This is a genomic window from Nocardia sp. NPDC047038 (assembly GCF_040644075.1).
GTDB lineage: Bacteria > Actinomycetota > Actinomycetes > Mycobacteriales > Mycobacteriaceae > Nocardia > Nocardia sichangensis.
The window spans coordinates 264,256-288,186 of sequence record NZ_JBEYVQ010000004.1; the positions used below are offsets into that span (position 1 = coordinate 264,256).

21 protein-coding genes and 1 pseudogene are annotated in these 23,931 nt (G+C 67.1%); 10 read left to right on the top strand and 12 right to left on the bottom strand.

All coding sequences use genetic code 11. The features are described from left to right. Positions 1-67: 67 nt before the first annotated feature. Entirely contained in the window at positions 68-1,015 is a 948-nt protein-coding gene (locus ABZ824_RS17725; protein ID WP_356964176.1) for a zinc-binding dehydrogenase, read from the bottom strand. An 88-nt stretch (positions 1,016-1,103) separates the two neighbouring features. On the opposite strand from ABZ824_RS17725, the gene ABZ824_RS17730 reads away from it, so the two are divergent. Together ABZ824_RS17730 and ABZ824_RS17735 are read left to right on the top strand one after the other, a co-directional pair. Next, the gene (locus tag ABZ824_RS17730) at positions 1,104-1,550 is read left to right on the top strand and encodes a MarR family transcriptional regulator (protein ID WP_356964178.1); all 447 of its coding nucleotides are present in this window, start codon (positions 1,104-1,106) and stop codon (positions 1,548-1,550) included. Positions 1,551-1,755: 205 nt separating this feature from the next. Then, positions 1,756-2,358, top strand: coding sequence for a DUF6461 domain-containing protein (locus ABZ824_RS17735; RefSeq protein ID WP_356964556.1), 603 nt, complete (start codon positions 1,756-1,758; stop codon positions 2,356-2,358). A gap of 150 nt (positions 2,359-2,508) precedes the next feature. Here the strand turns inward: ABZ824_RS17735 and ABZ824_RS17740 are convergent, their stop codons facing one another. The 4 genes from ABZ824_RS17740 to ABZ824_RS17755 all read right to left on the bottom strand — a co-directional run bounded on the left by ABZ824_RS17740 (position 2,509) and on the right by ABZ824_RS17755 (position 7,921). Beyond that, positions 2,509-2,925 (bottom strand): VOC family protein, encoded by a 417-nt coding sequence (locus tag ABZ824_RS17740; RefSeq protein WP_356964179.1) that lies wholly within the window; start codon positions 2,923-2,925, stop codon positions 2,509-2,511. Positions 2,926-3,112: 187 nt separating this feature from the next. Beyond that, positions 3,113-3,868, bottom strand: coding sequence for an alpha/beta hydrolase (locus tag ABZ824_RS17745; protein ID WP_356964557.1), 756 nt, complete (start codon positions 3,866-3,868; stop codon positions 3,113-3,115). 229 nt (positions 3,869-4,097) lie between these two features. Then, a complete protein-coding gene (locus ABZ824_RS17750) occupies positions 4,098-4,553 on the bottom strand; it encodes a nitroreductase family deazaflavin-dependent oxidoreductase (RefSeq protein ID WP_356964180.1) in 456 nt (151 codons plus the stop codon). A gap of 74 nt (positions 4,554-4,627) precedes the next feature. Beyond that, entirely contained in the window at positions 4,628-7,921 is a 3,294-nt protein-coding gene (locus ABZ824_RS17755; RefSeq protein WP_356964181.1) for a BTAD domain-containing putative transcriptional regulator, read from the bottom strand. 104 nt (positions 7,922-8,025) lie between these two features. On the opposite strand from ABZ824_RS17755, the gene ABZ824_RS17760 reads away from it, so the two are divergent. The 4 genes from ABZ824_RS17760 to ABZ824_RS17775 all read left to right on the top strand — a co-directional run bounded on the left by ABZ824_RS17760 (position 8,026) and on the right by ABZ824_RS17775 (position 11,438). Further along, a complete protein-coding gene (locus ABZ824_RS17760; protein WP_356964182.1) occupies positions 8,026-8,703 on the top strand; it encodes a hemerythrin domain-containing protein in 678 nt (225 codons plus the stop codon). Positions 8,704-8,966: 263 nt separating this feature from the next. Next, entirely contained in the window at positions 8,967-9,569 is a 603-nt protein-coding gene (locus ABZ824_RS17765) for a hypothetical protein (protein WP_356964183.1), read from the top strand. Continuing rightward, positions 9,550-10,494 (top strand): hypothetical protein, encoded by a 945-nt coding sequence (locus ABZ824_RS17770; RefSeq protein WP_356964185.1) that lies wholly within the window; start codon positions 9,550-9,552, stop codon positions 10,492-10,494. The genes ABZ824_RS17765 and ABZ824_RS17770 overlap by 20 nt, the downstream gene beginning before the upstream one ends. Before the next feature lie 32 nt (positions 10,495-10,526). Then, complete coding sequence (locus tag ABZ824_RS17775; protein ID WP_356964186.1) at positions 10,527-11,438, top strand: hypothetical protein; 912 nt, start codon at positions 10,527-10,529, stop codon at positions 11,436-11,438. Between the two features lie 3 nt (positions 11,439-11,441). Here ABZ824_RS17775 and ABZ824_RS17780 read toward each other — a convergent pair whose 3' ends face one another. From ABZ824_RS17780 to ABZ824_RS17795, 4 genes are all read right to left on the bottom strand, one after another. Then, complete coding sequence (locus ABZ824_RS17780; protein ID WP_356964187.1) at positions 11,442-15,587, bottom strand: TIR domain-containing protein; 4,146 nt, start codon at positions 15,585-15,587, stop codon at positions 11,442-11,444. Between the two features lie 158 nt (positions 15,588-15,745). Next, complete coding sequence (locus ABZ824_RS17785) at positions 15,746-17,203, bottom strand: amidase (RefSeq protein ID WP_356964188.1); 1,458 nt, start codon at positions 17,201-17,203, stop codon at positions 15,746-15,748. A gap of 289 nt (positions 17,204-17,492) precedes the next feature. After that, the gene (locus tag ABZ824_RS17790; RefSeq protein WP_356964189.1) at positions 17,493-17,978 is read right to left on the bottom strand and encodes a DoxX family protein; all 486 of its coding nucleotides are present in this window, start codon (positions 17,976-17,978) and stop codon (positions 17,493-17,495) included. A gap of 100 nt (positions 17,979-18,078) precedes the next feature. After that, positions 18,079-18,996: a universal stress protein gene (locus tag ABZ824_RS17795; protein WP_356964190.1), complete on the bottom strand. Its 918-nt coding sequence runs from the start codon at positions 18,994-18,996 to the stop codon at positions 18,079-18,081. Between the two features lie 218 nt (positions 18,997-19,214). Here ABZ824_RS17795 and ABZ824_RS17800 point away from each other — a divergent pair, with 218 nt between their 5' ends. Continuing rightward, positions 19,215-19,409, top strand: coding sequence for a hypothetical protein (locus ABZ824_RS17800; RefSeq protein ID WP_356964582.1), 195 nt, complete (start codon positions 19,215-19,217; stop codon positions 19,407-19,409). A gap of 225 nt (positions 19,410-19,634) precedes the next feature. Further along, positions 19,635-20,750: a DUF4158 domain-containing protein gene (locus tag ABZ824_RS17805; protein ID WP_356964192.1), complete on the top strand. Its 1,116-nt coding sequence runs from the start codon at positions 19,635-19,637 to the stop codon at positions 20,748-20,750. A gap of 553 nt (positions 20,751-21,303) precedes the next feature. Here ABZ824_RS17805 and ABZ824_RS17810 read toward each other — a convergent pair. Next, positions 21,304-21,717 (bottom strand): DUF302 domain-containing protein, encoded by a 414-nt coding sequence (locus tag ABZ824_RS17810; RefSeq protein WP_356964559.1) that lies wholly within the window; start codon positions 21,715-21,717, stop codon positions 21,304-21,306. Between the two features lie 31 nt (positions 21,718-21,748). Further along, positions 21,749-22,018, bottom strand: a complete 270-nt coding sequence (locus tag ABZ824_RS17815; RefSeq protein WP_356964193.1) for a metal-sensitive transcriptional regulator — start codon at positions 22,016-22,018, stop codon at positions 21,749-21,751. A 193-nt stretch (positions 22,019-22,211) separates the two neighbouring features. Here ABZ824_RS17815 and ABZ824_RS17820 point away from each other — a divergent pair, with 193 nt between their 5' ends. Together ABZ824_RS17820 and ABZ824_RS17825 are read left to right on the top strand one after the other, a co-directional pair. After that, positions 22,212-22,493: a hypothetical protein gene (locus ABZ824_RS17820; protein ID WP_356964194.1), complete on the top strand. Its 282-nt coding sequence runs from the start codon at positions 22,212-22,214 to the stop codon at positions 22,491-22,493. A gap of 201 nt (positions 22,494-22,694) precedes the next feature. After that, positions 22,695-23,043 (top strand): annotated as a pseudogene (locus ABZ824_RS17825) (putative PEP-binding protein); the annotation flags it as partial. Here the strand turns inward: ABZ824_RS17825 and ABZ824_RS17830 are convergent. Continuing rightward, entirely contained in the window at positions 23,021-23,920 is a 900-nt protein-coding gene (locus tag ABZ824_RS17830) for a universal stress protein (RefSeq protein ID WP_356964195.1), read from the bottom strand. The pseudogene ABZ824_RS17825 and the gene ABZ824_RS17830 sit on opposite strands and share 23 nt — an antisense overlap. Positions 23,921-23,931: the final 11 nt, after the last annotated feature.

The window sequence follows — 23,931 nt, forward strand, 5'->3', positions numbered from 1 at the left end:
GAGAAAAGACGGCTGATCCGGCGCACGACACGCGAGCAGGTGCCGCGGCCGGATCGCCGACGGTGATTCATCCGATGCGGACGACGCTCTTGCCGCGGGTCACTCCGCCGGCCAGGTTCGCGATCGCGGTCTCGACGTCGGCGAGGGCGTATTCGGCGGTGATATCGATGCGCACCGACCCGTCGGCGACCAGCGCCATCGCGCGAGTGGCGCTGTCGGCGAGTCGCTGCGGGTGGGTCTGGCTGCCCAGATTGCTGTTGTAGGTCATCAGCGACTGGCCGTGCATCAGCAGGTCGTTGGCCGAGACGGTGACCGGTTCGAAGGTGGCGATGTTGCCGTAGACCACGATCCGGCCATGGGCGGCCAGCCGGGCCAGGCTCGCGACCCGCGTCGGTCCGCCGATCGGGTCGAGGATCACGTCGAAGGTTTCCGCACCGATGCCATCGGGGAACTGTTCTCGCGTCAGCACCTCGTGGTAACCGAACTGACGCGCGTAATCGAGCTGACCGGAGTTGCCGACCACGCCGACTATCCGTTCCGCGCCGGCGGCAGCGGCGAACTGCCCGGCCAGTGATCCGACACCACCGGCTGCGGCGTGGATCAGCACACGGTCCCCGGCCCGGACCCCGCCGACGGAATCGATCAGGTCGTAGGCGGTCGGAGTCACCCATCCGAACCCCGCCGCGGTGCGTGCGTCGACGCGCGAGGCATTGATCGCCAGCACCGAAGGCGCGATCGCGACCTCGGCGTAACCGCCCCCGCCGACCAGCGCGACGACCTGCTCACCGATCCGGCCTTCGTCCACGCCCTCGCCCACCGCGATGATCTGGCCTGCGGCTTCGAAGCCCGGCACGAACGGGCGCGGCACCGGAAAGTGCCCGCCACGCACCAGCACGTCACCGTACTGCACCCCCGCATAGGCGACGCGGATCACGACCTCGCCCGGCCCGGCCACGGGCTCGTCGATCTCCGAGATCCGGCAGGTGTCATCGGTGTCCAGCACAACAGCCTTCATCACATACAACTTTCTGTGTTGACTCAGTATCCTGATACTGAGCACTTAAGCAGTATCAGGATACTGAGTCAACTTAGGGAGTTGTGACATGGTCGACGTGCCCGTCGAGGAATACGTGTGCACGCGCATTCGCCGAGCCGAGCAGGCGCTCATGGCCCACCATGAGGCGGTGCTACGCGGTTACGGACTGACCATGACCCAATACACGGTGCTGTTGATCTTGTCCCGCGACGACGCCATGTCCGGCGCCCAACTGGCCCGTGCGTGCGGGGTCACGCAGCAGAGCATGGCGACTGTCTTGACCGGCATGCAGAACAAAGAGCTCATCGACCGGCAACCGTCGCCCGTCCACGCCAAAGTCATGATCGCCACCCTCACCCCGACCGGCCGCGACCTGCTCGACCGCGCCTATCGGGAAGTCATCGTGCTCGAACGCGCCCTCACCGATCGATTCACCCCCGACGAGCACAAACAGTTCTGCGAATTCCTCGACCGCGCCACCGCGACCCTCATCGAGCAGACCCACACCACCTGAACATCCGCTCCCGCCGCCCCTGGAGGGACTGCGGATCTAAGGTGCGAGATAGACCCAGAATCCGGACCCGGCCATGGATGTCGGTGGCTCATGGCAGCGTCAGCCGCATGACTGCTTCAGCTGATGACGACGCCTGGGTTGATGATCATGGACTGCGTTTCCCGACCTCGATCGGGATCAACGAACCGGGGGCGTCGTGAACGCCATGACCGGTGGCCTTGGGTGGATGTACGGCCGGGATCTGCCGCTGCTCAGCATCACCTTCGCGCGTCAGATCAACGCCCGGGAGCTATTGGAGCGGATGGGCGTCGACCAGAACACCGTGGCAGTGCGCGAGCAGGATGACTTCCACTACGAGCTGGGCGGCCATCTCTACGCATCCGACGGATATGTGGTCAGCGCAGGGCATTACGGAAGCTGGGCCTGGGTGTGGGAGCACGGTAGTTGGAAATGCATCGAAGACCGAGGACTGGTGCTGCGCGCCTCAGTCGGAACCGCGGCATTGGTGCTGAACGCCAGCGAGAAACCGGGAGTGGTGTTCCGGTACGCCGAGAACGGCCGCCTCATCACCGGACTCGACACCATGACCAGCCTCGTCCCAGCCGAGCGGACAGGCAGCGACATGCACCGCTTCGACACCGAGATGCAGGCCCTCGGCGCCCGACCCGAAGAACACGAATACGGTCCCTTGGGGTCCCGCGGAATGTTCTACAGGCTTGCAGAGAACCTCGGCGTCGGGGTGCCTCTGGATGACCTCAACGAACGTCCCGTTCTCAGCGGCCGGCTCCTGCCTCCAGCCTCGCGGTAGCTGCCGAGTCGCTCAACACGCGCGCGGCCGTTCCTCGCCTCGGAAGCACAGGACGGTCAGCAGGCGCCGATGACCAGGTCCCACAGGTCACCGATCGTGATCTTGGCGGGAATCCCATTGCCGCCGACCGGCATGTCGGCGGGCAAGCGATCACTGTTTGCGCACAACCAATTCCAGCGCGATGTTGTCCGGATCGCGGAATTCCAGAATGTACATGGGGCCCAGGTCTTTCACTCCCGCGTGCGCGATACCGAGTTCGTCGAGCGAGGCAGCCGCCGAATCGAGATCCGACCGAGTGGCGAGGGCGAAGGCGAGGTGGTCGAGTCCTACTCGATCTTCGTCGAACTCGTCACTGGCGACCGGGCGAAGTCCGAGCAGTGCATCACCCATCTGGTAGATCACACCGCCGAAGAGGAACCCATATCGTGCCCGGGTGGCCTCGTCCGCGTCCGCGGGACACTCCCAAGCGATCGGCCATCCGAAGACAGCGTCATAGAAGGCCCGGGATCTGTCGATGTCGGTCACTGTCAAGCGGACATGGTCGAACGAACTGGTGGAGATCGGCATGATCGAGATCATGTCATGATCACCCGGCTCGGTTCAGGCGACCAGACCGCGCGATCTTGTCACTCCGCCGCTGGCGATCTCGCGCATCCACCGTGACGCCCCGAGCGAGGTCCGCAGCCGGCAGGCGAGCCGTCTACGGCTGAGGTATCGGCAGCCGGCTCGCGCTCGGCCGCCGATACCTGTCCCGTCAGGCCGGTGACGTGTCGACCTGGCCGAGATGCCGCGCGAAGAACCGTGCCGCGCTGTCGACCTCGAACCTCGGTACCTCGAAATGACCGCCCGCGTTGGCGTGCAACGTCTTTTCCTTCGAGGCGAAGGCGTCGAACAACGCGAGACCGGATCGACGGTCGAGCAGTTCATCGTCCCACTGGAGCAGGAACTCGATCGGGACGGTGATCTGTGCCGCCGCCTCGACCAGGGATTCATGCCCCAGGCAGCCGAAGACCGCCGCGATGATCCTGGGTTCGACGGCCGTCAACGGCACCCCGATCCCGGTACCCTGCATGATGCCCCAGAATCCGACCCGCCCGTCGGCGCCGATCTGCGGCAGTTCCTGCAGGGCGTCCAGCGTCACCTGCCACTCCGGCACGGCGCGCTCGGCCAGGTAGGTGTGCAATTCGACGATGATAGGGCCGATCGGCTCGCCCGCAGCCTGAGCACGCCGGAGGACTGCGATCCGCTGCTCGTCCTCCGTCGTTCGCGGCCGGTCGCCGTGTCCGGGTGCGTCGATGGCGGCGGCGTGGAAACCGTAGCCGGTCACGAAGTGGTGCGCCCGGCCCACGATGCCCGGCGCCCTCTTATGCTGGCCGCCGCTGTGCGCCATGAGCACCAAGGGTGCGGGGCGGGAGCCGGATGGGGGCGAGAAGAGCACGCCGGGTACCTCACCCACAGTGAAGTCGCGTTCGATGACACCGTTCAACGATGTCTCCGCAGTGAAATTCACAGAATGCATAGGTATTGCCTTTCGGGATTGCCACGTTCGCGGCGCTCCCGGCGACACCTACGTCAATCGCCCAACCGTGAAGAAGATGTGGAGCACCCACTGGATACAGCGTTGATGGGTCTCACCTCCTCGGGCGATGTCACGGGCTCCCGGACGCTAGCAGCTCGAGAGTCATCTCGGCCAACCCATTTCCAGTACCGCGAGGCCGGTCTCCCCGCGGCGACGCCACTCACCGGCGTGGGCTGAGAAGGACCAAGGGTATCTGACGGGTGGTCCGCTTCTGGTAGGTCTGGTACCCCGGGTACGCTGCGACGACCTCTGGCCACCGCCGGTCGCGTTCCTGCGGGGGGAGCACGCGGGCAGTCATCGGTTGCTTCGCGCCGTGCTGGAACGACACCTCGACCGCGGGATCGGCACACAGGTTGTGGAACCAATCCGGGGAGATGTCGTCTCCGCCCCGCGAAGCGACGATCAGATAACTGTCGCCCTCCACGACGGGAACGGTGAGGATCACGATGCGCGGCAACCCTGTTCGCCGTCCGGTCGTGGTGAGAGCCAGGGTGGGCATCTTCTTGAATCGAGTGCCGGCACGGCCGCCGCTGATGTCGAGCAGCTTGCGGTGCGCGGTGGTCACGGTCTTGAGGTACAGATCGGTGGCCGCGCGAAAGCGGCGGGTATTCGGCATCGGGGTACTCCTCGGTCGGTCCGGATCGTCGGGAACGATGGTCCGGCTCCGACTTGTGAGCGACCAGTGAAGCGTCAGCGCTCGAGGCGTTCGGCCGCGGCCGCGATCCAAGTGGGGTTGCCGCAGCGTTGGGCGACGTGGAGCGCGGCCCGGTAGTGCGCGGCGGCGAGTTCGGCATCGCCGCGCCGGGCCGCCAGGTCACCGAGAACGGTGTCGACCGGACCGACCGCGTAGGAACCGGTGTCGGCGCCACCGAGCCGGTCACGGTAGGGAAGCAGATCGCGGTAGAGCGCGGCGGCCTCGGTGGGCGTGCCCAGTGTCGCGACCGCCATGCCGCGCAGTGTGAGGAACAGCGATCGGAACACGTCGTCGCGGATCGGCCGGCCCCGGCGCCGGATCCGCGCCGCTTCCGCCCGATCGCCGGCCGAGAGCAGGGCCAGCACCAGGAAATCCACCATGGCGTCGACGGACGCGGGGACGGCGCTGTCGGCGAATGCGCCTGCCATCTCGGCCAGTTCACCGGCGCGGCCCTGGTGCAGCCGCACCACGAACAGCGCCATGGCCAGGATTCCGCCCGCATTGAAAATGCCCGCGCGGGTCAGCAGTTCGTTGGCTCGCAGATAGTGCTGCTCGGCCGTGTCGGGATCACCGGTCATGAGCGCCACCAGCCCGCACGCCATAGCGTTCGCCACCTGCGCCTGCCGCCACTGGTAGCGGTCTGCCAGCGCGGTGGCCGCCTGGAGATGCTCGCGGACGGCGGCGATGTCAGCCGCGGACGCGGCGGCCTGAACCGCGACCGTGTGGCCGAGGAGCAGGTAATCGCTCCGGTCGGTGCGTCGCCCGACCTCGATCAACTCGGCTCCGAGCGGGCCGCGCTCCGGCGAGTCGTACAGCGAGGCCTGCGCTTGCAGCGCGGGAGCGAGCAGGGCGTCGTCGCCGAGCTCGCGGGCCAGAGTTTCGGCCTCGGCGGCGGCCACCGCCGCGCGTTCGCCGGCCTCGCCGCCGATCTCGTCGACAAGCGTCACCAGCAGTCGGCACCGGTCGGCGGGAGCGAGGCCGGGGGAACGCAGTGCGTCCTCTATCCAACCGACGACCTGGTGCTCGACCACGCCGTACTGTCGATTCATCCACGGGGTGGGTGTGTCCCAGGCGGTGAAGGCCCGTACCAGCAGATCGACCCGGCCGGCCTCCTCCGCCAGCGCCGCGGCCCGGTGCCGAGCGGTTCGAGCGGCCAGCCCGGCGCCACCGGCGAGATGACTGCGACCCGCCCGGCACAGCATCGCGACCCGTTCCTCGACGGTGTCGGCGCCGGTGTGACGCTCGAGCGCGGCGGCCGCGCGTTCATACCCGGCCGCGGCGACGTCGTGGGCGTAGCGCCGCTCGGCCCGTTCGGCTGCCGCCACGGCGTAGTCGGCGGCTCGTCGTGCCGTCTCCGGGTTCACCGACTCGCCGTAGTGGTGGGCCAAAGCCGCGAGATCGCCAGGATCGATCTCCTCGATCGCGGCGGCGACCCGCCGATGCCATCGGTCACGACGGATCCGGGAGAGGTCGCCGAGCAGCGTGTCCCGAACCAAAACGTGCGTGAAACGCGCTCGGCCGCTGGCCGGTTCGTCCAGGAGCCCGGAGAGCACCCCCGCTTCCACCGCGTCGAGCACGTCGTCCTCGGGCACCTCGGCCGCGCGCACCAGCACCGCGACATCGAACTCCCGGCCGATCACCGCGGCCAGACGCAGCAGCGCCACCCCGGTCTCGGGAAGCCGGGAAAGCCTGCGGCGCAGTACGTCCCGCACACCCTCCGGAACGTCCGACGCGGCGACCAGCTCGCCCTCGCTCTGCAGCAGACGTGCGACCTCGATGAGATAGAACGGATTCCCGCCGGTGCGCTCGTGCAACGTCCGGACCACAGCGGCCGCCGGTGTGCTGCCGGTCAGGGCGGTGATCAGGCGACCGCTGTCCTCGACGCCGAGGCCGCGCAGGCGAACCCGGGCGCGCACGGTGGTGGCAAGGGCCGCGAGCGCGTCTGCCAACGCAGGCGGCACCTCGTCGGGGCGGTAGCCGATCACGACGAGCCCGGGTACCTCCGTCGCCACCGCGGTGAGCAGCGCCGCTGTCTCGGTGTCGCCCCGATGTACGTCATCGAGCAGGATCGCCAACGGGGCGACGGCGGCGACGGCGCTCAGGTAGCCGCACACCGCCCGATGTAGCAGGAAACGGCCATGGTCGCGGTCGGCGTCCTGTGCACCGGCGCCGTCGGTGAGCAGCGGCGCCAGGGCGGGCGCGAAGCCGCCGGGATCGTGCTCGCGGGCCAGGGCGCGCAGGATCTCGACCCATGGCCAAGCCGACGGAGCGGCGTCGTCCTCCGGGCAGCGTCCGATCACCACCCGATGCCCGTTCGCGCGCAAGGCCGCGCCGAAGTGCTGCAGCAGAGTCGATTTCCCACTGCCGGCTTCACCCGCCACAGTCGCCGACCGAGGGTCGGCACCGGCGGCCGCGTCGCGCAGCGCGGCGAGTTCTCCGGTTCGGCCGAACAATCCCGGATTCGGCTCGGCCTGCGGGGCGCTCGCGGCCGCTGCGGATGTGGACGGTGTCTGCGGGAGTGGAATCGCGCGCTCGGGCAGCGGGATTCGTTGCGCGAGGATGTCCGCCTCCAGCCGGGTCAAAGCCGGACCCGGATCTATGCCGAGTTCGTCCGCGAGAACGTTGCGGGCCTGGCGCAGGGCGCTCAGCGCGTCGGCTTGGCGGCCCGCCCGATATCGGGCCAGCGCTGTCAGTCGCCACGCCTCTTCCCGCAGCGGGTGCTCCTTGCTCAAGACCTCGGCCTCGGCAGCGGCGAGCGCCGGCTCGTCGAGGTCGAGCAGGGCGGCCGCGAGTTGCTCGCGTGCGCCCAGCCGTAATTCCTCCAGCCGCGCCGCTTCCGCGGTCGCCCACGGCTCCGCCGCGTAGGCGGCGTAGGCGGGGCCCTGCCAGCGGGCGAGCGCGCGTTCCAGCGTGCGCCGTCGCTCGCGCGGATCGCCCTGCTGCCCAGCGGCGTCGAGTTCCGCGCCGAAGTGCCACGCGTCCACGTCCTCGGTGGCGAATCGGACCGCGTAGCCGGGGGTCCGGCTGATCAGAACGGTGGCGGGTGTGCGCGGTGCCCGCTGCGGCTCCAGCAACCGCCGCAGGTTGGAGACGTAGGCTTGCAGTGCGCCGAGTGCCCGCGGCGGCGGTTCACCCCGCCACAGGTCATCGATGAGGCGATCGACCGGCACGACCTCGCCCCGTGCGACCAGCAGCCGCGCCAGCACGCCACGTTGCCGCGGACCGCCGAGATCGAGTTCGCCCCGCTCGTCCGCCGCGGTCAGCGCGCCGAGCACCCGGATCCGAACCATGACGCGCCAAGTCTAAGACCGACCCCCATGCAGTGCCTCACAAGTGGGCTGCAAGCGGCGGGCCGCACAGTCGTCGCAGTTCACCGCCGCGACAGGAGCACCGCATGAACACCACCCGCACCGCGCCCAGCCGCCCCGACACCTACGACATGGTCGTCCTGCACAACGCCTTCCGCAGACACTTCAGCGCTCTGCCCGGCCTCGTCGCTGCGGTGGCGCCCGGAGACGTCGAGCGCGCCCGGCGCCTGATCACCTTCCTCGGCGAACTCGGCGACGGCCTGCACCACCATCACACCGGCGAGGACGAGCTCATGTGGCCGATCCTGCTCGAGCGCGCCTCCGCGGACGCCGCTCTGGTGCTGCGCATGGAGGAACAGCACGAGCGGATCGCCGAACTCACCGACCGCGCCCACCGCGACGGGACCGAGTTCGCCACCGCCGCCGACCCGTCGGTTCGGGACCGGCTCGCGGCCACGCTGCGGGCGCTGTCCGATACCCTCGACGAGCACATGGCCGAGGAGGAGCGGCACGTCCTGCCCGTGGTCGAGAACGTCATGACCGCGCTCGAATGGCAGGCTCTCGGCGAACGCGGACGCGAGCACATGCCGAAGGACCGCCAGCTGGTCTTCCTCGGCTTCATTCTGCAGGGCGTCTCCGACGACGACCGCCGGAAAATCCTCGCCGAGATGCCACTTCCCGCCCGGCTCGCGTGGCGTCTGCTCGGCCGCCGCGTCTTCGCCAAGGAATACCGCGAGATCTACCACGCCGATCCGGAGTGGTGACCGCGAAACGACAATCGAAGTCGCTGCACCTCGTCGCGGAAATGCCCAGCCGCCGAGATTCGGCGCATTCGCATGCCGCACACAGCGTCATGAGTGACAGAAATGGTGCTTCGTCACCTGGGCAGGGTAGGGAAATCCACTCTGTCGTCTGATCTTTTGAGAGATGATCAGTGGTGCGACACGGTCGGTCACGTGCGCGTTGACTGAGCACCGACGTAATCGTGTTCCGGAATGCGGGGAGGGAAAGAATGTTCGCTCGGCGAATGATGGTCGTGGGTGGGGCGGCGCTCGCGTTATCGGCATGCGCCACGTCGATACCCGACCCGCAAGCGGGCACTGCGACGACGACCCAACTGTTGTCCGGAACCGATGCCCCGCCGGGTGATGAAGCGCCGGGGCGACCAGGCAAAACCGATGCCGGTAAGGCGGCCGGGGCGCCCTTCCGGATTCCGGCGTTCACCGAACTCCAGGGCGCACCGATCGTCGCGGTCAAAGAGTTGGCAGTGCAGCGCATAGCCGCGGCGTGCGGCGGCTGCGCGAGCGTTGCCGTTGCACAGGACAAGGCCGACACCTACCGCAGCATTTGCCAGTACTCCGGATTCTCCGGCGCGAAGCAGGATTCGACCCCGACCGGAGAGTCGGTGAACGGGTCGTTGATTCTGATGTCCGGCTCGACACTGACGCTGCTCACGGGAACACTGTCCCCGCAGAAACTTCCTTGCGGCACAGAAGGCTTCGAACCGAAGACATCCGACACCACCTCCCCCACGAGAACCGTCTCCCCTACCGGAACCGACTCGACCACCCGAACCCAAACGCCCACCGAGACGGCGACGAGCAAGCCACGTGTCACCACCACCAGATGAGCAGGCGTCGACACCAGCAACGGGTTCGGCATTCGACGGGTTCGGTCACGTCGCGCGATCCATCGGGCAACTGGTCGCGCCGACTACGTTGCTCACCGCCGTCCTGTTCTACTTCGGATGGGCGCATGTCTACTGGTACTTCAACTACTTCGGTGTCGACTCGACGACGCTGAATCCGAGCATCCGTGAGTACCTGATGCGCACCGTCGACGCACTGTTCGTGCCGCTGACACTCGTCGGTCTCATCGGTATGGCGGTGCTGTGGGGATACGTCGCGCTTCCGGATTCGATCCGCACCCGTCGACCGGGGCGGTGGACCACCGCCGCGATCGTGCTGATCGCCGGGGCGGTCCTCGTCAACGGGCTGTCTCGGATATATGTAGTGACCCCGATCAACAAGGGTTTGTGCGTGGCACCGGTGTCGATCATCGCTGGGGTGCTGGTGTTCTGGCTGCTGGTCGTGCTGCGTCGTAAGCGTCTGCGTGAAAGCCTGCCTGCGACAGCGCCGCCACCGTCGCAGGCGGCAGCGGTCGCGGAGTGGGTGATCCTGTTTCTCATGGTCGGCATCAATTTGTTCTGGATCGCCACCGATTACTCGGTCGCGGTCGGTCAGACCCGAGCTCGGGAATGGGCCGCGCAACTGCCCACCAGTTCCCAAGTCATCATCTACAGCGAAAAGGAATTGCACCTTTCCGGGCCGGATGTCCGAACGACGCCCTGCGACCCCGACCCCGGCACCGGATCCGCCTACCGGTTCCGCTACGACGGGCTGGCGCCACTGAGCCGCATCGGTGACCACTACGTCCTGGTCCCCCGGACCTGGAGGCCTGGGCACGGCGCGGCCATCGTCCTGCCCGCGCAGAGCCCGGGCGCGATCCGGTTCGAGTTCCGCCTGGCGGGCGACACGGTACCGGCCAAATGCTGAATATGAGGCTGCGGTCGAGGGGAGGGTGGATCGTGGCGGGGGTTGTCGTGGTGGTGGCGGTGGGTGTGGCGGTTTGGGTGTGGTGGCCGGCTCAACGTTCGAACCGGGACATGTGGGGCTGGGCGGCGCAAACCGAGCTGCCGATGCCGGTTTCGGGGCCGAGTGGTATCGCGGTCTCCGCGAGCGGAGACGTCTACGTGTCCGAGAACGAGGGCATCCAGCGGCTGCCCTCCGGGCGATACACTCCGGAGCGCATCGGTCTGCCGGATCTGCACTGGCCCTCGGGTTTCGCCATCGGACAGGACGCTCAGCTCTATGTCTGCGACTATCAGCACGGTCAGGTGCTGAAGGTGGCGGCCGACCCGAAAAATGTCGCGCTGTTGCCGCTAGTGGGGTTCGGCGCGGCCGACCTGAATAGTTCCGAACGCGCGAACGGAGCCGGCGTCGCGGTCGACCGTACGGGGAATGTGTACATCACCGACCCGGACAACGCCCGAATCCTGAAGTTCCCGGCAGGCTCCAGTACGCAGGTTGTGCTGTTGACGGTCGATCACCTCGGTGCGCCGATCACGGTTTCCGACGCCGGCGAGTTGGTGGTGACGAGCACCGCCCCGGTCAGTCGACTGCTGCGTATCCCGCCGGGTTCGGTGACGCCCACCGAAACTCCGCTGCCTGCCGGCGAAGCGGTCGCCGCGCTCGCCTTCGATCACGATGGAGCGCTGCTGCTGGCCGACAACGCCTGGATTCCGGACCCGGCCAGTACGACGGGTGCGTCCACGCGAGACGGGAGATTGTGGCGGATTCCGGCCGGATCGACGACGCCGATTCGGTTGCCGTACGGCGAACTCGGCGCGATCAGCGGGATCGCCGTCGATCCGCACGGCGAGATCCTCATCACCGACGAAAGCGGGGGCCGAGCGGTACGGCTGACGCGCAAGCCGTGAACGTCACGGGCAGGTCCGGCGGTATTCGATCGTCGGGATGTATTGCTGCCAGCCAGCGGGATCGAGTCCCGTACCCACTGTCGCGCACGCGATTTCGACGGTCCGCCGACGTAATGCGTTCAGCGCGCTCAAATCCCAGATGACCGCTGGGCCGTCGCTGTACACCGCGACCAGTGTGTCACCGTCCGTGCTCAATTGAGCACCGGCCACCGCATCGGCCCTGGCGTCGATCGGGTCGCCGACTTGTACTGGACGTGCTGGATCAGTGATATCCCACAGAAGGATCCTTCCATCCAACCCCAGTTCCGCGAGCAGGCGGCCGGTCTGATCGAAGATCACGTCTACATCGCCGCCCATCGTGTCCCGCAGCGGGTCGCCGAGCCGACGCGGATGTGCGAGATCCTTCATGTCCCAGAGCTGTACGGTCTTGTCCGTGCTGCTCGTGACCAGGACTCGCGCGGCGGGCGAGTATGCGAGCCTACCGACCATCACTCTGGTGGGTGCCATGCCGGCCAACGACGGTTCGTCGGGATTCGTGAGGTCCCATAACGCGGCATTCCCGCCGTTCCAGCCGAGGGCGAGTAGGCGGCCATCGGTAAATGTCAGTCCTGTTATCTGACGGTCGCGCAAGCCGCGCCCGATCCGGCGCGGCGTTTCCCGCTTGCTGATGTCCCACACCAGCGAGTTCTTGTCGGAGCCCGCGGCGAGGCGATTGCCGTCAGGTGTGAACACTATCGCCCGCACGATTCCGCCGAGCCCGGTCAGAGGTGGTCCGAGACGACGAGGATGGGCGCGATCGCTGATGTCCCACAGCGATACCGTCCGGTCCGGCCCGCCTGTGGCCACCGTCTTGCCGTCAGCGGACAAGGCGACCGCCGACAGTCGGTGATCGTTCCTCGAGAAATCGACGTGCTCGGCATTCCAGGTGGCGAGTCGGAGCGGGACTCGCGAGTTCGAGATATCCCAGAGGTCGACGTTGCCGTTGGCGCCGCCGATCGCCATCAAGTCACCGACCGTGGTGACACAGCAGGGTGGCCTCTTCCTATCGAAACTTCCGTACAACGACGGACCGGCAGGCTTGGGCTGAACGCGAAATTCGCTGTCCCACAGCGTGACGCGACCATCCCGAGCACCGGTGGCAACTCGGCCGGTGCTGGCGACCCCTACGGCGCTGACATCGCTCGGCTGGCCGACCCACGCCCCGCGCCACTGTCGCGGGTTTGCTGGATCGTCGAGATCGTAAAGGTATGCCGCGTTGCCATACGCAACGGCGAGTCGACCCGTCGCCGGTGCGAATGCGAAATGGCGGGTCGCTCGCATAGCCGCACCCAGCTGTTGCGGGCGGGTGGGATCGCCCACGTCCCAGCGGGTGAGCCCGGCGAAGTCCAGATAAACCGCCAAGATTCCCCCGCGTGGTGAGAAGGCAAGCGCGTCGGGGCCGAGTGGCGATCGTCCGGGCAATTGGACTTCGATTCTCCCGATCTGGTGTGGTGTGCCGAGATCCGAAACGTCCCACAGCACGACACCTCCGGGAACACCGGTGGCGAGTGTCCGCCGATCGGGCGAAATCGCGACCGCGTCGGCGTGTTGCTCCGGGGGTGCCAGCGGCACCGCTCGCGGCGGACCAGTGAAGTCCCACAGCCGCGTTGGCTGGGTCCAGCCGAAAGTGACCCCGAAGGCCCCACCGGAGTCCAGCACCATTTGTGTCTTCTCATCGATGTCCGGCAGCAGGCGTTTGCCGACCAGCCGATGGCTCGGATCGCTGACATCCCACTCCAGCACGCCTTCCAGGCCGTTTCCGTCGAAGGTGTGATCGTGCGAGACCATACCGAGTCTGGCGTTCCTGGCATCGATATCGATCCCCGCACCGGTCAGTAGTCGGCGTCCGTCCGGTGAAAACACAGGCTCCGCGAGGGTACTCGGGCCGGTCAACGGATCGCCGTACCGGCGCGGTCCGCGCGGATCTGTGAGATCCCACAGCGCGATGACGCCGTCATAGGTCTGTACCGCGAGCATGTGACCGTCCGGGGAGAACACGGTATGGCTCACCTCTCGTCCGTTGCCGTCGAGCGTTCCGCCGTAGTAGGTGCTGGCGAGCCGCTTCACCAGCCAGTTGCGGGTTTCGACACTCGGGTGGATGGCGTCGGCCGCCAGCGCGAGTCGGATCGTGGTGCGCGGTTCGCCGTCGAACACGTCTCGCGCATCCGTGAGCAGCGCGCGTGCGACAGTCGTGCGCTGCTGGTCGACAGCTTTGCGCTGCTGGATCACCGCGATTGTCGCGGCGACCAGCGCCGCGACGAGCAGAGTGGACAGCACGACCGTCGCGCGCCCACGCCGGAAGCGATCTCTGCGATAGCTACGCTCGAGAAATTCCTTCGCGCTGGAGCTGAGGTCGACACGGTTGGTCGCCAGTCGACGTAGGCGCGGTGGCCACGTGCGCAGATTCGGCCTCCGTTGGACGCGCATGCGTGCGCCGGTGTCGTCCATCGCTGACTCCAGTCGTCCACGCTCCCAGAGCCTGGTCGCCGCGCGGTCCTGCTTCCAGTCAGCGGCGGCTTCCTCGATCGCGCGGCGGGCGCGCAGCGCCTTGCCCTCCTTCTCGATCGCGTCTCGCAGTAGCGGCCAGTGTTGCAGAAACGCTTCGTGTGCCGCCGAGACGACGATTCGTCTGTCTTCTTCATCGATGGTGAGCAGTCGTTGCGTGACGAACGCGTCGACGACCGTGGCGTCGGTTTCGGTCAGCTCGTCGCGCGGTATCCGGGCGCGGGTGGGCACGCCCCGTTCGTCGACGGTCACCAGGCGCAGCATCACGTCGATGATCTGGTTGTCGGTGAGGGTGGTGGCCGCGCGGGCTTCCGCCAGCGCCACTTCGGCCTGACGTACCAGCGCGCCTCGTACACCGCCGGTTTCGTCGTAACGTTGTAATGAGAGCGTCCCACCGCGGTGCACACCGTCGGCCAGTCGCTCCAGTGCGAATGCCAGCAAGGGCAGCGCCTCACCGCTGTCGGTGTCGGCGAGCAGCTCGGTGACGAGGCCGTCGTCGATGCGGAAACCGGCCACCCGCGCAGGTCGTTCGATGACCTCGCGGAGTCCGCCTTTCCGCAGTGGGCGCAAAGGATACGTTTCGGTCGACAATGAGCTCATCGCAGGATCGACGATCATTTGGTCGAGGAATTCCGTCCGCAAGGTGGCCAGCACTTGCACGGGCCCGCCGATCGCCGGGGCGAGCAGTTCGGTGAACTCCGCGCGCTGCGCGGGCTCGGCGCGTCGGAATAATTCCTCGAATTGGTCGACCACCAACAGCAGTTTGCGCCGGCGGCTCGACTCGTCCGCGATCAATATCTCATCCGAGACTTCTCGCAAGCCGTCTTTCGCCAGGCGGTCGCGCACCGATGACAGTTGCCAGTCGAGTCCGGTCCGTCGTCTGGTGATCGCCAGCGTCCGGGCAAGCGCACCCACAGGGTCCACGCCGGGCGTCATCGGTTCCATTGGCAGCCAGTAGTTTTCCTCCGCGATCAACGGGATGACACCGGCGCGCACCAGGGAGGATTTGCCGCATCCTGATGGTCCGATGACCAGCAAGACCGAGGGGGTGGATCGGAAGGCGGGGGCGCGCAACCGCTCAGCGATCGCGCTCGCCTCCCGTGCGCGCCCGAAGAAGACCCGGTGCTGGGCGGTCTCGAACGACGCCAAGCCGGGGTACGGCGACTGGTCGTCCGGCCAGCCCGATCCTCCGCCCGCGTCCAGCGTGCGCAACGATCGCGCCAGTCCAGCCCGCGCCGCGTCGGCATCGGCCACGGCGTCGGGCTGCTGGATCGATTTCAGCAGCGGATGTGTCGCGCCCGCCGCCGCACGCACTGGAAGCAATCTGCTGCCGAGGGTTTTTGCGATGCCGATTTCGATTGCGCACCAGGTAGATCGAAGGTAGGTCGGGGTGATGACGCAGACCACCGCGTCGGCCCATCGCAAACGCTCGTAGAGCCGCTGCTCCCATTCCTCCCCTGCGGCAAGGCCGTCGACCGGATGCTGGTCCAAGAACACCTCGTGCCGCTCCGCGACCAGCCAGCCGTGGATCTCGTCGGCCCACGCCCGGTCTGTGCCGGCGTGGCTGATGAATACCCGGGCCACCACTCCTCCAGCGATCGCCATACCGTCGTCCCGGCGAAAGCCGGACGCAGACACAAAGCCGAGTGCCGGAACAACGCTACCGGTCCAGCTGAGCCGCACAGCGGTTTTACCGGTTCGTCACCGGATCCGATCAGCGCACCCTTCGGGCCCGCGACAAGAGCGAAGCGAGTCGACCTCCCTCATACGAAACCGGGCGGCGGGCTGAATCCGCCGAACTCCTGCTCGATCAACTCCGCGAACCGCAACGTGGTGTGGTCTTCGAGATAGGGGCCGATGATCTGCATGCCGTAGGGCAGCCCCTCGGGCGAGCGCCCGATCGGCGTTGCGGTAGACGGTAGCCCGAGCAGTGTCGCGATACTCGCCCACACCAGGTGGTAGTTATAGGGGTGCGTGGTGCCGTCGATATCGATAGTGCGAGTGTCCATGTCCGAATGGTCATGCGGGAAGGCAGGCGTCGGCGTGATCGGGCACAGCACCACGTCGAATTCGTCGAACAGGCGTCGCCACTGGTCGGCCAGGACCATACGGACACGGTCCGCCCTGATCCAGTCGCCGTGTCCGGCCACGAACGCGCGGCGGATGACATCCTCCGGACGGTCGGAGTTCGGCGGAATGTCGGCGACGGCGGCTTGGAGCGCTCGGTAGGTATCGACCGGCGCATCCGCGCCGAACTGCGACATCAGCAGTGTCAGATAGGTGTTCGCCGTCAATGTGAGGTCGGGCAGCAGCGCGCTGTGCCGGGCGACCGCGGCACCAGCCTTTTCGAGCCCTCGAGCGATCCGGTCGAACCCGTCGCGGATGACGGTCGACGTCGGCAACAACGGATGAGTGTCGATGACCAGCACCCGGAAGTCGTCGAACTCGGCGCTGCGCGGCGGTGGCAGCGCGAGCTTGTATGCGACCGCCTCCACCTCGTCGGGACCGGCGAGCAACAGGGTCGCCAACGTCAGGTCGGCGGCACTGCGCGTCATGGGCCCGACCACGGCGAGGTCTTGCGGGGCCGGCAGCGCAGGCGTCCGAGGCGGCGTATTTCCCCGACCCGGCAGCAGCGTCCGTGACGGCTTGTGGGCGTATATGCCGCAGAAATGCGCTGGTACCCGCAGCGAGCCGCCGATGTCGGAGCCGAGTGCCAGCGAGACATACCCTGCCGCGAGTGCGGCGGACGAGCCGCCCGAGGAGCCGCCGGGCGAGCGTGTCAGGTCCCACGGGTTGTTCGTGGTGCCGTAGATGTCGTTGTAGGACTGCCAGTCGTGCAGGGCGCGCGGCACATTGGTCTTGCCGATGACGACACCGCCCGCACCCTTCACCCGCGTCACCAACGCCGCGTCCTCGGCAGGCTGCCAATCCTTCGCATCGGGAAATCCCCACGTCGTCGGCAGACCCGCGACATTGAACGATTCCTTCACCGCCACCGGCACGCCCAGTAACGGTGCGTACTCACCGCGCGCCAGCGCCGCGTCCGCCTGCTTCGCTGCGGCGCGGGCGCGGTCGAAATCCCGCACCACGACGGCGTTGATCTTGTCGTCGAACTTTTCGATCCGCGCGATGGTCAGCTCGAGCAGTTCGGTGGCCGAGATGGTTTTCGTCCGCAGCGCGGCCACCTGATCACGGAGAGTCGCGAACTCCAGTCCGGACATGATGTCTCCTTTTCACCCCTAGGGTTCGCGCTCGGCGGTTCCTCACCGAAGTTCAGCCGGGACTCGCTGTACCGGATCGGATTCTATACATGCTTCGGCGAGGTTCGAAAGTCGTTCCGACAGAAGGTGATTCATGCACGAGGCAGGCCACATCGGGCAACTTTTGCCAACAGGACGCAATGTCGAAACACCACGAATCAAGATGGCAATGGATGGTCCACACGGCGCAGCCAGACCCGCCATGTCGGGGGGCATGACAGTGACCATCGCGGGCACTCCTACGACGGGACTACGCAAGGACGTCGTGCTGAGCACGGCGGGTGAGCCACGCATCCAGTGACCAGCGGCCGGGCCCGGCCCAGATCAGGAAGATCAATCCGAGCAACATCGCGACATCGGTCCGCGCGTCGTGGGCCATTCCCCAGAAGCCTTCCACTCCTTGGAACCCGCCCGGCCGCAGCTCACGCAACTTGGTGAAGACGATCGCCAAGCTGATATCGACCAGCAACGGCAGCGCGGCGAAGCGGGTCAGCAGTCCGATGACGATCAAGACGCCGCAGACGATTTCGATGACACCGTCGAAGTTCGCGAAGAACGTCGGTGCGGGGATGCCGATCTTCTCGAAGCGGCCCGGCCCCAGTTTGTCCGGATACAGGTACTTCTGAATACCCTCACTGAGGAACACCAGCCCCACAGCCAACCGGATACAGATCACTGCCGCCGGGCCGTCCGCGCCGAGGATGCGCGGCCACGACCACCGATCCGTCGCCGCCATCGGCACTCGCCTCCCGATATCACATGGTCCGCCGACGAGCAGCACCGTGGCGGCTACCGCCGTGTACGTCGAAGGTACACCGCCCTCTGCCCGATCTCGGTCATCGCGGGTGGACGACCATGACCGGGCACGAGGCATGCTGTACCAGAGTGTTCGCGGTGGAACCGAGCAACATGCCCGCGAAACCGCCCCGTCCGCGACTGCCAACGACCAGCAACTGCGCCACGTTCGACCAGGACTGCAGGTGCGACGCCGGCGCGGAAACCTCGACTTTCCGTGCGACGCGAACCTCGGGGAACTTCTCCTGCCACCCCGCGACACGCTCGGCGAGAACCGCCCGCTCGATGTTGTCGAGTTCGGCCTCGGCCCGGTGGGCGTGACCGGCGAAGCGCCCGGAGTCCCAGTCGCTCCACACATGGACAGCGACGAGTTCGACATCGCGTTCGGCCGCTTCGGTGAAGGCTGCCTCGATAGCCGCGTCGCCGACGGGGCTGCCGTCCACGCCGACCACCACCGGGCCGGATGTGTGTACCGCGCCGTCGGCATCAGGGTCGGGGCGCACGACGACCACGGCGCCGCGCGCGTGGGCGGTCACGGCCAGCAGCGTGGAGCCCAGATGGGTGAACGTCCCCGCGTTTCCGGTCGCACCGAGCACGACCGCGTACGCCTCCGCGCTGTGCTCGATCAGCAATTGCTTCCCGGTATCGGTGGTCGCGCGAGACGAGATACGCAACTCGGGTGCGACCGACCGGGCCACGCGTTCGGCCCGGGCGACCACATCCTGTCCCTGTTGCCGGATGACGTCGAGGACCGAGGGAATCACGACCTCGTAGTCGCCGAGTACCCAGTCGTTGCCCACCGCGTCCATGCCGTGGAGGATCTCGAGTTCGCGTCCGCGATCGGCCGCGAACCGCGCCGCCCACCGGAGGGCGGTCCACGACCCGTCCGAACCATCCACGCCGACAAGGATTTTCGCCGTGACGAGGTGATGCGGGTCGTCGAATCGCTGCTCTGTCATGGGGACCTCCCGAGCCTGTGGTCGCGTAGCACCCAGCCGGGCGCCGACCTCAACGGTATGAGCCGCGGCACAGGCTCGAATGCGGCTGATCGTCCCCGGGAGAAGGGACCAAAGACCACTCGAGCGAGGCAGGCCGGTCCTCTGGACCGTCGCCGCTGGGCCCGATGCCGTCGGCAATCGCGATTCGGGACCTTGGTCCCTCGCGGCGCATCTCCCGGTTGACCAGACTGGACGATCCGCGGCGCGTCGTCTCCGACCACCTCGACCTCGATGACGCCGCGCTGGCCACGATGTGCGAACGCGCGGTCCGGAACTACGATCCGTGCATATCCTGCTCGGCCCACTTCCTGGACCGCGACATGGTGTGCGCCGATGATCGCGCCGTGGGCCGTGGCCGTCGGCGTGGGCAATGAATACCGCGGACACGACGGGAGCCGTCGTAGTCGCGGTGGATGTGGTGCGCCCCGAGCCGGGCGTCGGTCTGTCCGGGGTTCCGGTAGAAACGGCGCGTAAAACAACGGATATGGCGTAACGCCCTGGTGGGAGGGAGTTTTCGCGTTCTGGGTGCGGGTGTGCGTGGTTGATGCTCGGCTTGGCTGCCGATGATGTTGGTCGGCGCGGGTGGAGGTTGAGGGTTCGTGGCGACGCGGGTGTTCGCGGACGAGGAGTTGGAGCGTCTGCGGGGGTTCCCGGAGATCAGTCGCGAGGAGTTGTTCCGGTATTTCACGTTGACTCCGGCGGATCTGGCGTTTGTTGACCCGGGCCGGGGCCGGGGTCCGGTGGATCGGTTGGGTCTGGCGATTGCGTTGTGCACGTTGCCGTGGCTGGGCTTCGTGCCGGATCGGGTGGTGACTGCGCCGCCGGTGGCGGTGGCACGACTGGCCGAGCAGTTGAAGGTGGATGCGACCCCTATCGGTTCCTACGGCCGGCGGGCGCAGACCCGGCCGGATGAGTCGGTGTCCTCGATCGCGCGGCTGCTGGGGATATCGCGGACCACGCTCTATAAGTACCTTCCGGAACTGACCGCGAAGAACCAACCGCGGCACCGCGCCGCGGATCCCGGGCCGATCCCCACCATGTCGCCGACCTGGGGTTCGCTTACCCCGGGACTCGCGCAAACCCCTCTGGTGTCACTTATAGGACTCGTGCATAACTGCCGTGTGGCATGGTCTAGGCTGCTGTCCGCTCGACGGATCTTTTCCACCACCTACCGACACCGAAAGGCGCACATAGTGGTTCGTGGAAGACTTTTCGCTTCGACACTCGCGTTGACCGCCGCTGTACTGGTCAACGCGGCCGGACCGGCCAGCGCAACGACCAGCATATGGATCGGGAGAGCGTTCCCAGACGCACACGGCGACTACAGCTGGTGGGTCGTCGCCGAGATCACCTACGTCTGCGAACCCGGCCAGGCCAACGCCCTGTGGGTCAAGGTCGAGTCCGAATGGTTCAAAAGCCCGGAAGGCCGACCCGTCCGTATGAAAGACGAGGGGCTGGATCGGGTGACCTGTGACGGCGAATCTCGGCAGACGAAGGTCAGGGTGCCATTGGGCTACGACTACGGCGAGGGCCCGAATCGCGCAGATGCTCACGACGGCGACGGCAATGAACTCATGACGTATTACTACGATGACCGTGCGGTCGAGATCACCGCCGCGTTCGCCTACCTGCCGCCTGACGCCGAGGACATGAGCCAGGTCGAGATTCATAAGGACACCACCGAGAACCGGGCCCTGACTCTGACTCAGGAATAGTCCTCGGCCCGCAGCGGTCCGCACCGGACCGCTGCGCAGCGTGCGAGCCTGGAACGTGAGAACCGGCCAGATACTCTGGCCGGTTCTCGTTGTGCCATCGAGTGCGAACCACAGGCACACATCCATGTACGGGTGCAGGCCTCGTGCGCCCAGGAGCCGGTACGCGGCGGCGACACCGTCACCGCCGGCGCCCGTGTTCACCTCCAGCACCCCCTGGTCGCAGGGGTAGCCGTAGTATCGGCGAGTCCGGCGCGAGCCTGCTCGAACTCATGGCGAAGTCGCGGCACCGCAAGGCCGAGAACCTGCGCCGCTACTTCGAACCGTCCCCCAAGCCATGCGCGAGTTGACCTCGATCCTGAGGCCGGGAGCCGACCGCCGCCGCTGACCAGCAGCTCCGCCATATCCGTTGGTTTTTCGGCGGTTACTACCGGGACCCCTGTCCGAGCCCGTCGCGGCAGCCGTCCCACGCGCGGCGGAGGCGGTTGTGCGGGAAGCGCGACGAACCGAACAGAGGTGACCTGGTTTCTAGCGGGACGCGGGACCGACCGCGCAGTCAGACACCACGGCTCGCGGAGTTCAGGGAGTCGATGGCCGCCTGCAGTTTGGCGGCAGCCCGAGTGGCGATGGGTTGCAACGCCGGTTCGTTCGACACCTGAACCATCAGTTGCGGATTCATCGCTTCGACGATGACCTCACTGTCGGAGTCGGGGTTGCGGCGCACGACGACATTACAGGGCAGCAGGAGCCCGATCTGCCGATCGATGCCGACCGCTTCGTGCGCCAGGGGCGGATTGCAGGCCCCGAGGATGAGGTAATCCTCCATGTGCGCGTCGAGTTTGGCCGCGAGTGTGGCTCGCACGTCGATCTCGGTCAGAACGCCGAATCCCTGCTCGCTCAGAGCGGCCCGGGTCCGGTCGACGGCATCGCCGAAATCGGTGTGCAAAGTGGTGGACAGTCCCAGGTTCATCATGCGGTCCTTCCGTGCGGGGCGATCGTAGTCAGGCCAGAGCGAGGAACAGCTTCTCCAGCCCTTCGACGGTCATCGGCTGCTGACCGTCGCCGGAGCTCCCGCTCAGGCATTCGCGCAATCCTGTCGCGACGATCTTGAATCCGGCGCGGTCGAGCGCGCGAGAGACCTCGGCGAGCTGGGTGACCACGTCTTTGCAGTCCCGGCCCTGCTCGATCATGGCGATGACGCCGGCGAGCTGACCGTGTGCGCGCCTCAGCCTGTTGAGTGTTTCGGCGATAGCGGTTTCGTCGCCGACCATGGGTGCGCCCTTTCTCTTTCAGTGCCAGTTCATAATACCCCTAGGGGTATCTATCGGATCGTCGGGATGCATACCCCCTTGCGTATAGTGATTGATACGTAATATACCCCCTTGGGTATCGGAACCTAGCGATAGGAGGATCTCGTGGCCGATATCGGCCTGTATGTGGACCCTGTATGCCCATTCGCCTGGGGTGGCCGCACAGTGGCTGCTCGATGACATCGGCCACGACGCCGCGGTCGCCCTCGCCCATCACGCCGGCCGAACAGCGCTCGGCGGGCGCAGCGGCAGCCCCATCATCAGCGTCGACGGTCATGTCTTCAGCGGTCCCGTCTTGACCGAGCCGCCCCGGCCGGAACACGCCGCCGAACTGCTGGCCGCCATCGTCGTCGCAGCCAAAGCTCCTGGCTTCGCCGCCATGCAGCGCCCTTACCAAGGCCCGCCCAGCTTCACCGCTGCCGGGGAACAGCGCTGATGTGCTCACCCGTCAAGTGTCGTGAGTGCGGGAAGATCACCTGGGCCGGCTGCGGCGCGCATATCGACGCCGTCCGCAGGGCTACCCCACCGGACCAGTGGTGTCCCGGACACGATGACGATCGGACCTCCCGCGCTCCCGTACGAACTTCCCGTCGCCGGTGGTTCCGCTGATCTTCAGCCGGCCGTGGACAAGAAACGTCTCATGATCGGCAGCAACGACCTCACTCAGCTGATGCTCGGCGTGGACCGCGACTCCGCCACCTGCGCCGAGCTGTTCGACGAATCCGATCCCGCCTCGACGCGATCGGCAGGATCGTCGAGACGGCGCGACGGCTGAAGATCACCGCTTCGCTATGTGAGCAGACCCCTCGACACGCCCCGAATTCGCCGAACACCTGGTACGGATGGGCATCACCTCGATCTCGGTGACGCCGGACGCGGTGCCCGCGGCCCGTCGGGCGATCGCCGCCGCCGAACGGCGCGTGCTGCTCGAGCAGGCGCTCTCGGTGCGAAACGACGCCCGCGTCAGCTCTGACGCACCACGATGACGGGGCACTCCGCCGTATGCAGCAACGCCGCGCTGGTGGAACCGAGCAGCATGCCGGTGAACCCGCCGCGGCCGTGGCTACCCACCACGAGCAATTGGGCCTCGTCCGATTGATCGACGAGAGAACGAACCGGCCGGTCACGCACCAGCACACGCCGCACCGGCACCTCCGGATAGCGCTCGCCGAATCCGGCGAGATTCTCGGCGAGCAACGCGTCCTCCCGTTCCCCCACCGCATCCCAGCCGGGCACGAGATCGATACCGCTCGAATCGCTCCACGCGTGCAGCGCGATCAGCCCGACCTTACGGCGCGCGGCCTCCTCGAAGGCGACTTCGATAGCGGGCACGCTGTTGTCGGTTCCGTCCACCCCGACCAGCACGGGCTTTCCCGCGGAGAAGGCGTCGGTCGCCGAAGTCGAGCGCACGACCGCGACCGGGCAGTGTGCGTGCCGCGTCATCGCCGTGCTCACCGATCCGAGCAACTCGCGCCGATACGCACCGAGCCCGCGGCTGCCGACGACAAGCATTCTCGCGTGCTCGGACCGGGCCAGTAGGTCCGGGATTATCGGCTCGAGCGTCGACTCGGTGCTGATCGCCAGCGCCTCCCCCGTTGCCGTGGTCCTGGCGACGCGGGCAGCCTCGGTGAGCACCCGTTCCCCGTCCTTGCGCAGCCATTCGATATCGGATTCGGTCAGTGTGGCGCCGAGGCCGAACCCGGGCGGCACAGCGACGGACGTCACGATGTGCAGTCGGGAACGATGCAGCGCGGCGTCGGCCGCGGCCCACGCCGCCGCGTGATACGAGCTGGCCGAACCATCGACGGCGACGACGATCGGCCGATCCGGCCGTTCCATGTGCGCGGTCGAGTTCTCCGTCATGGCGCTCTCCT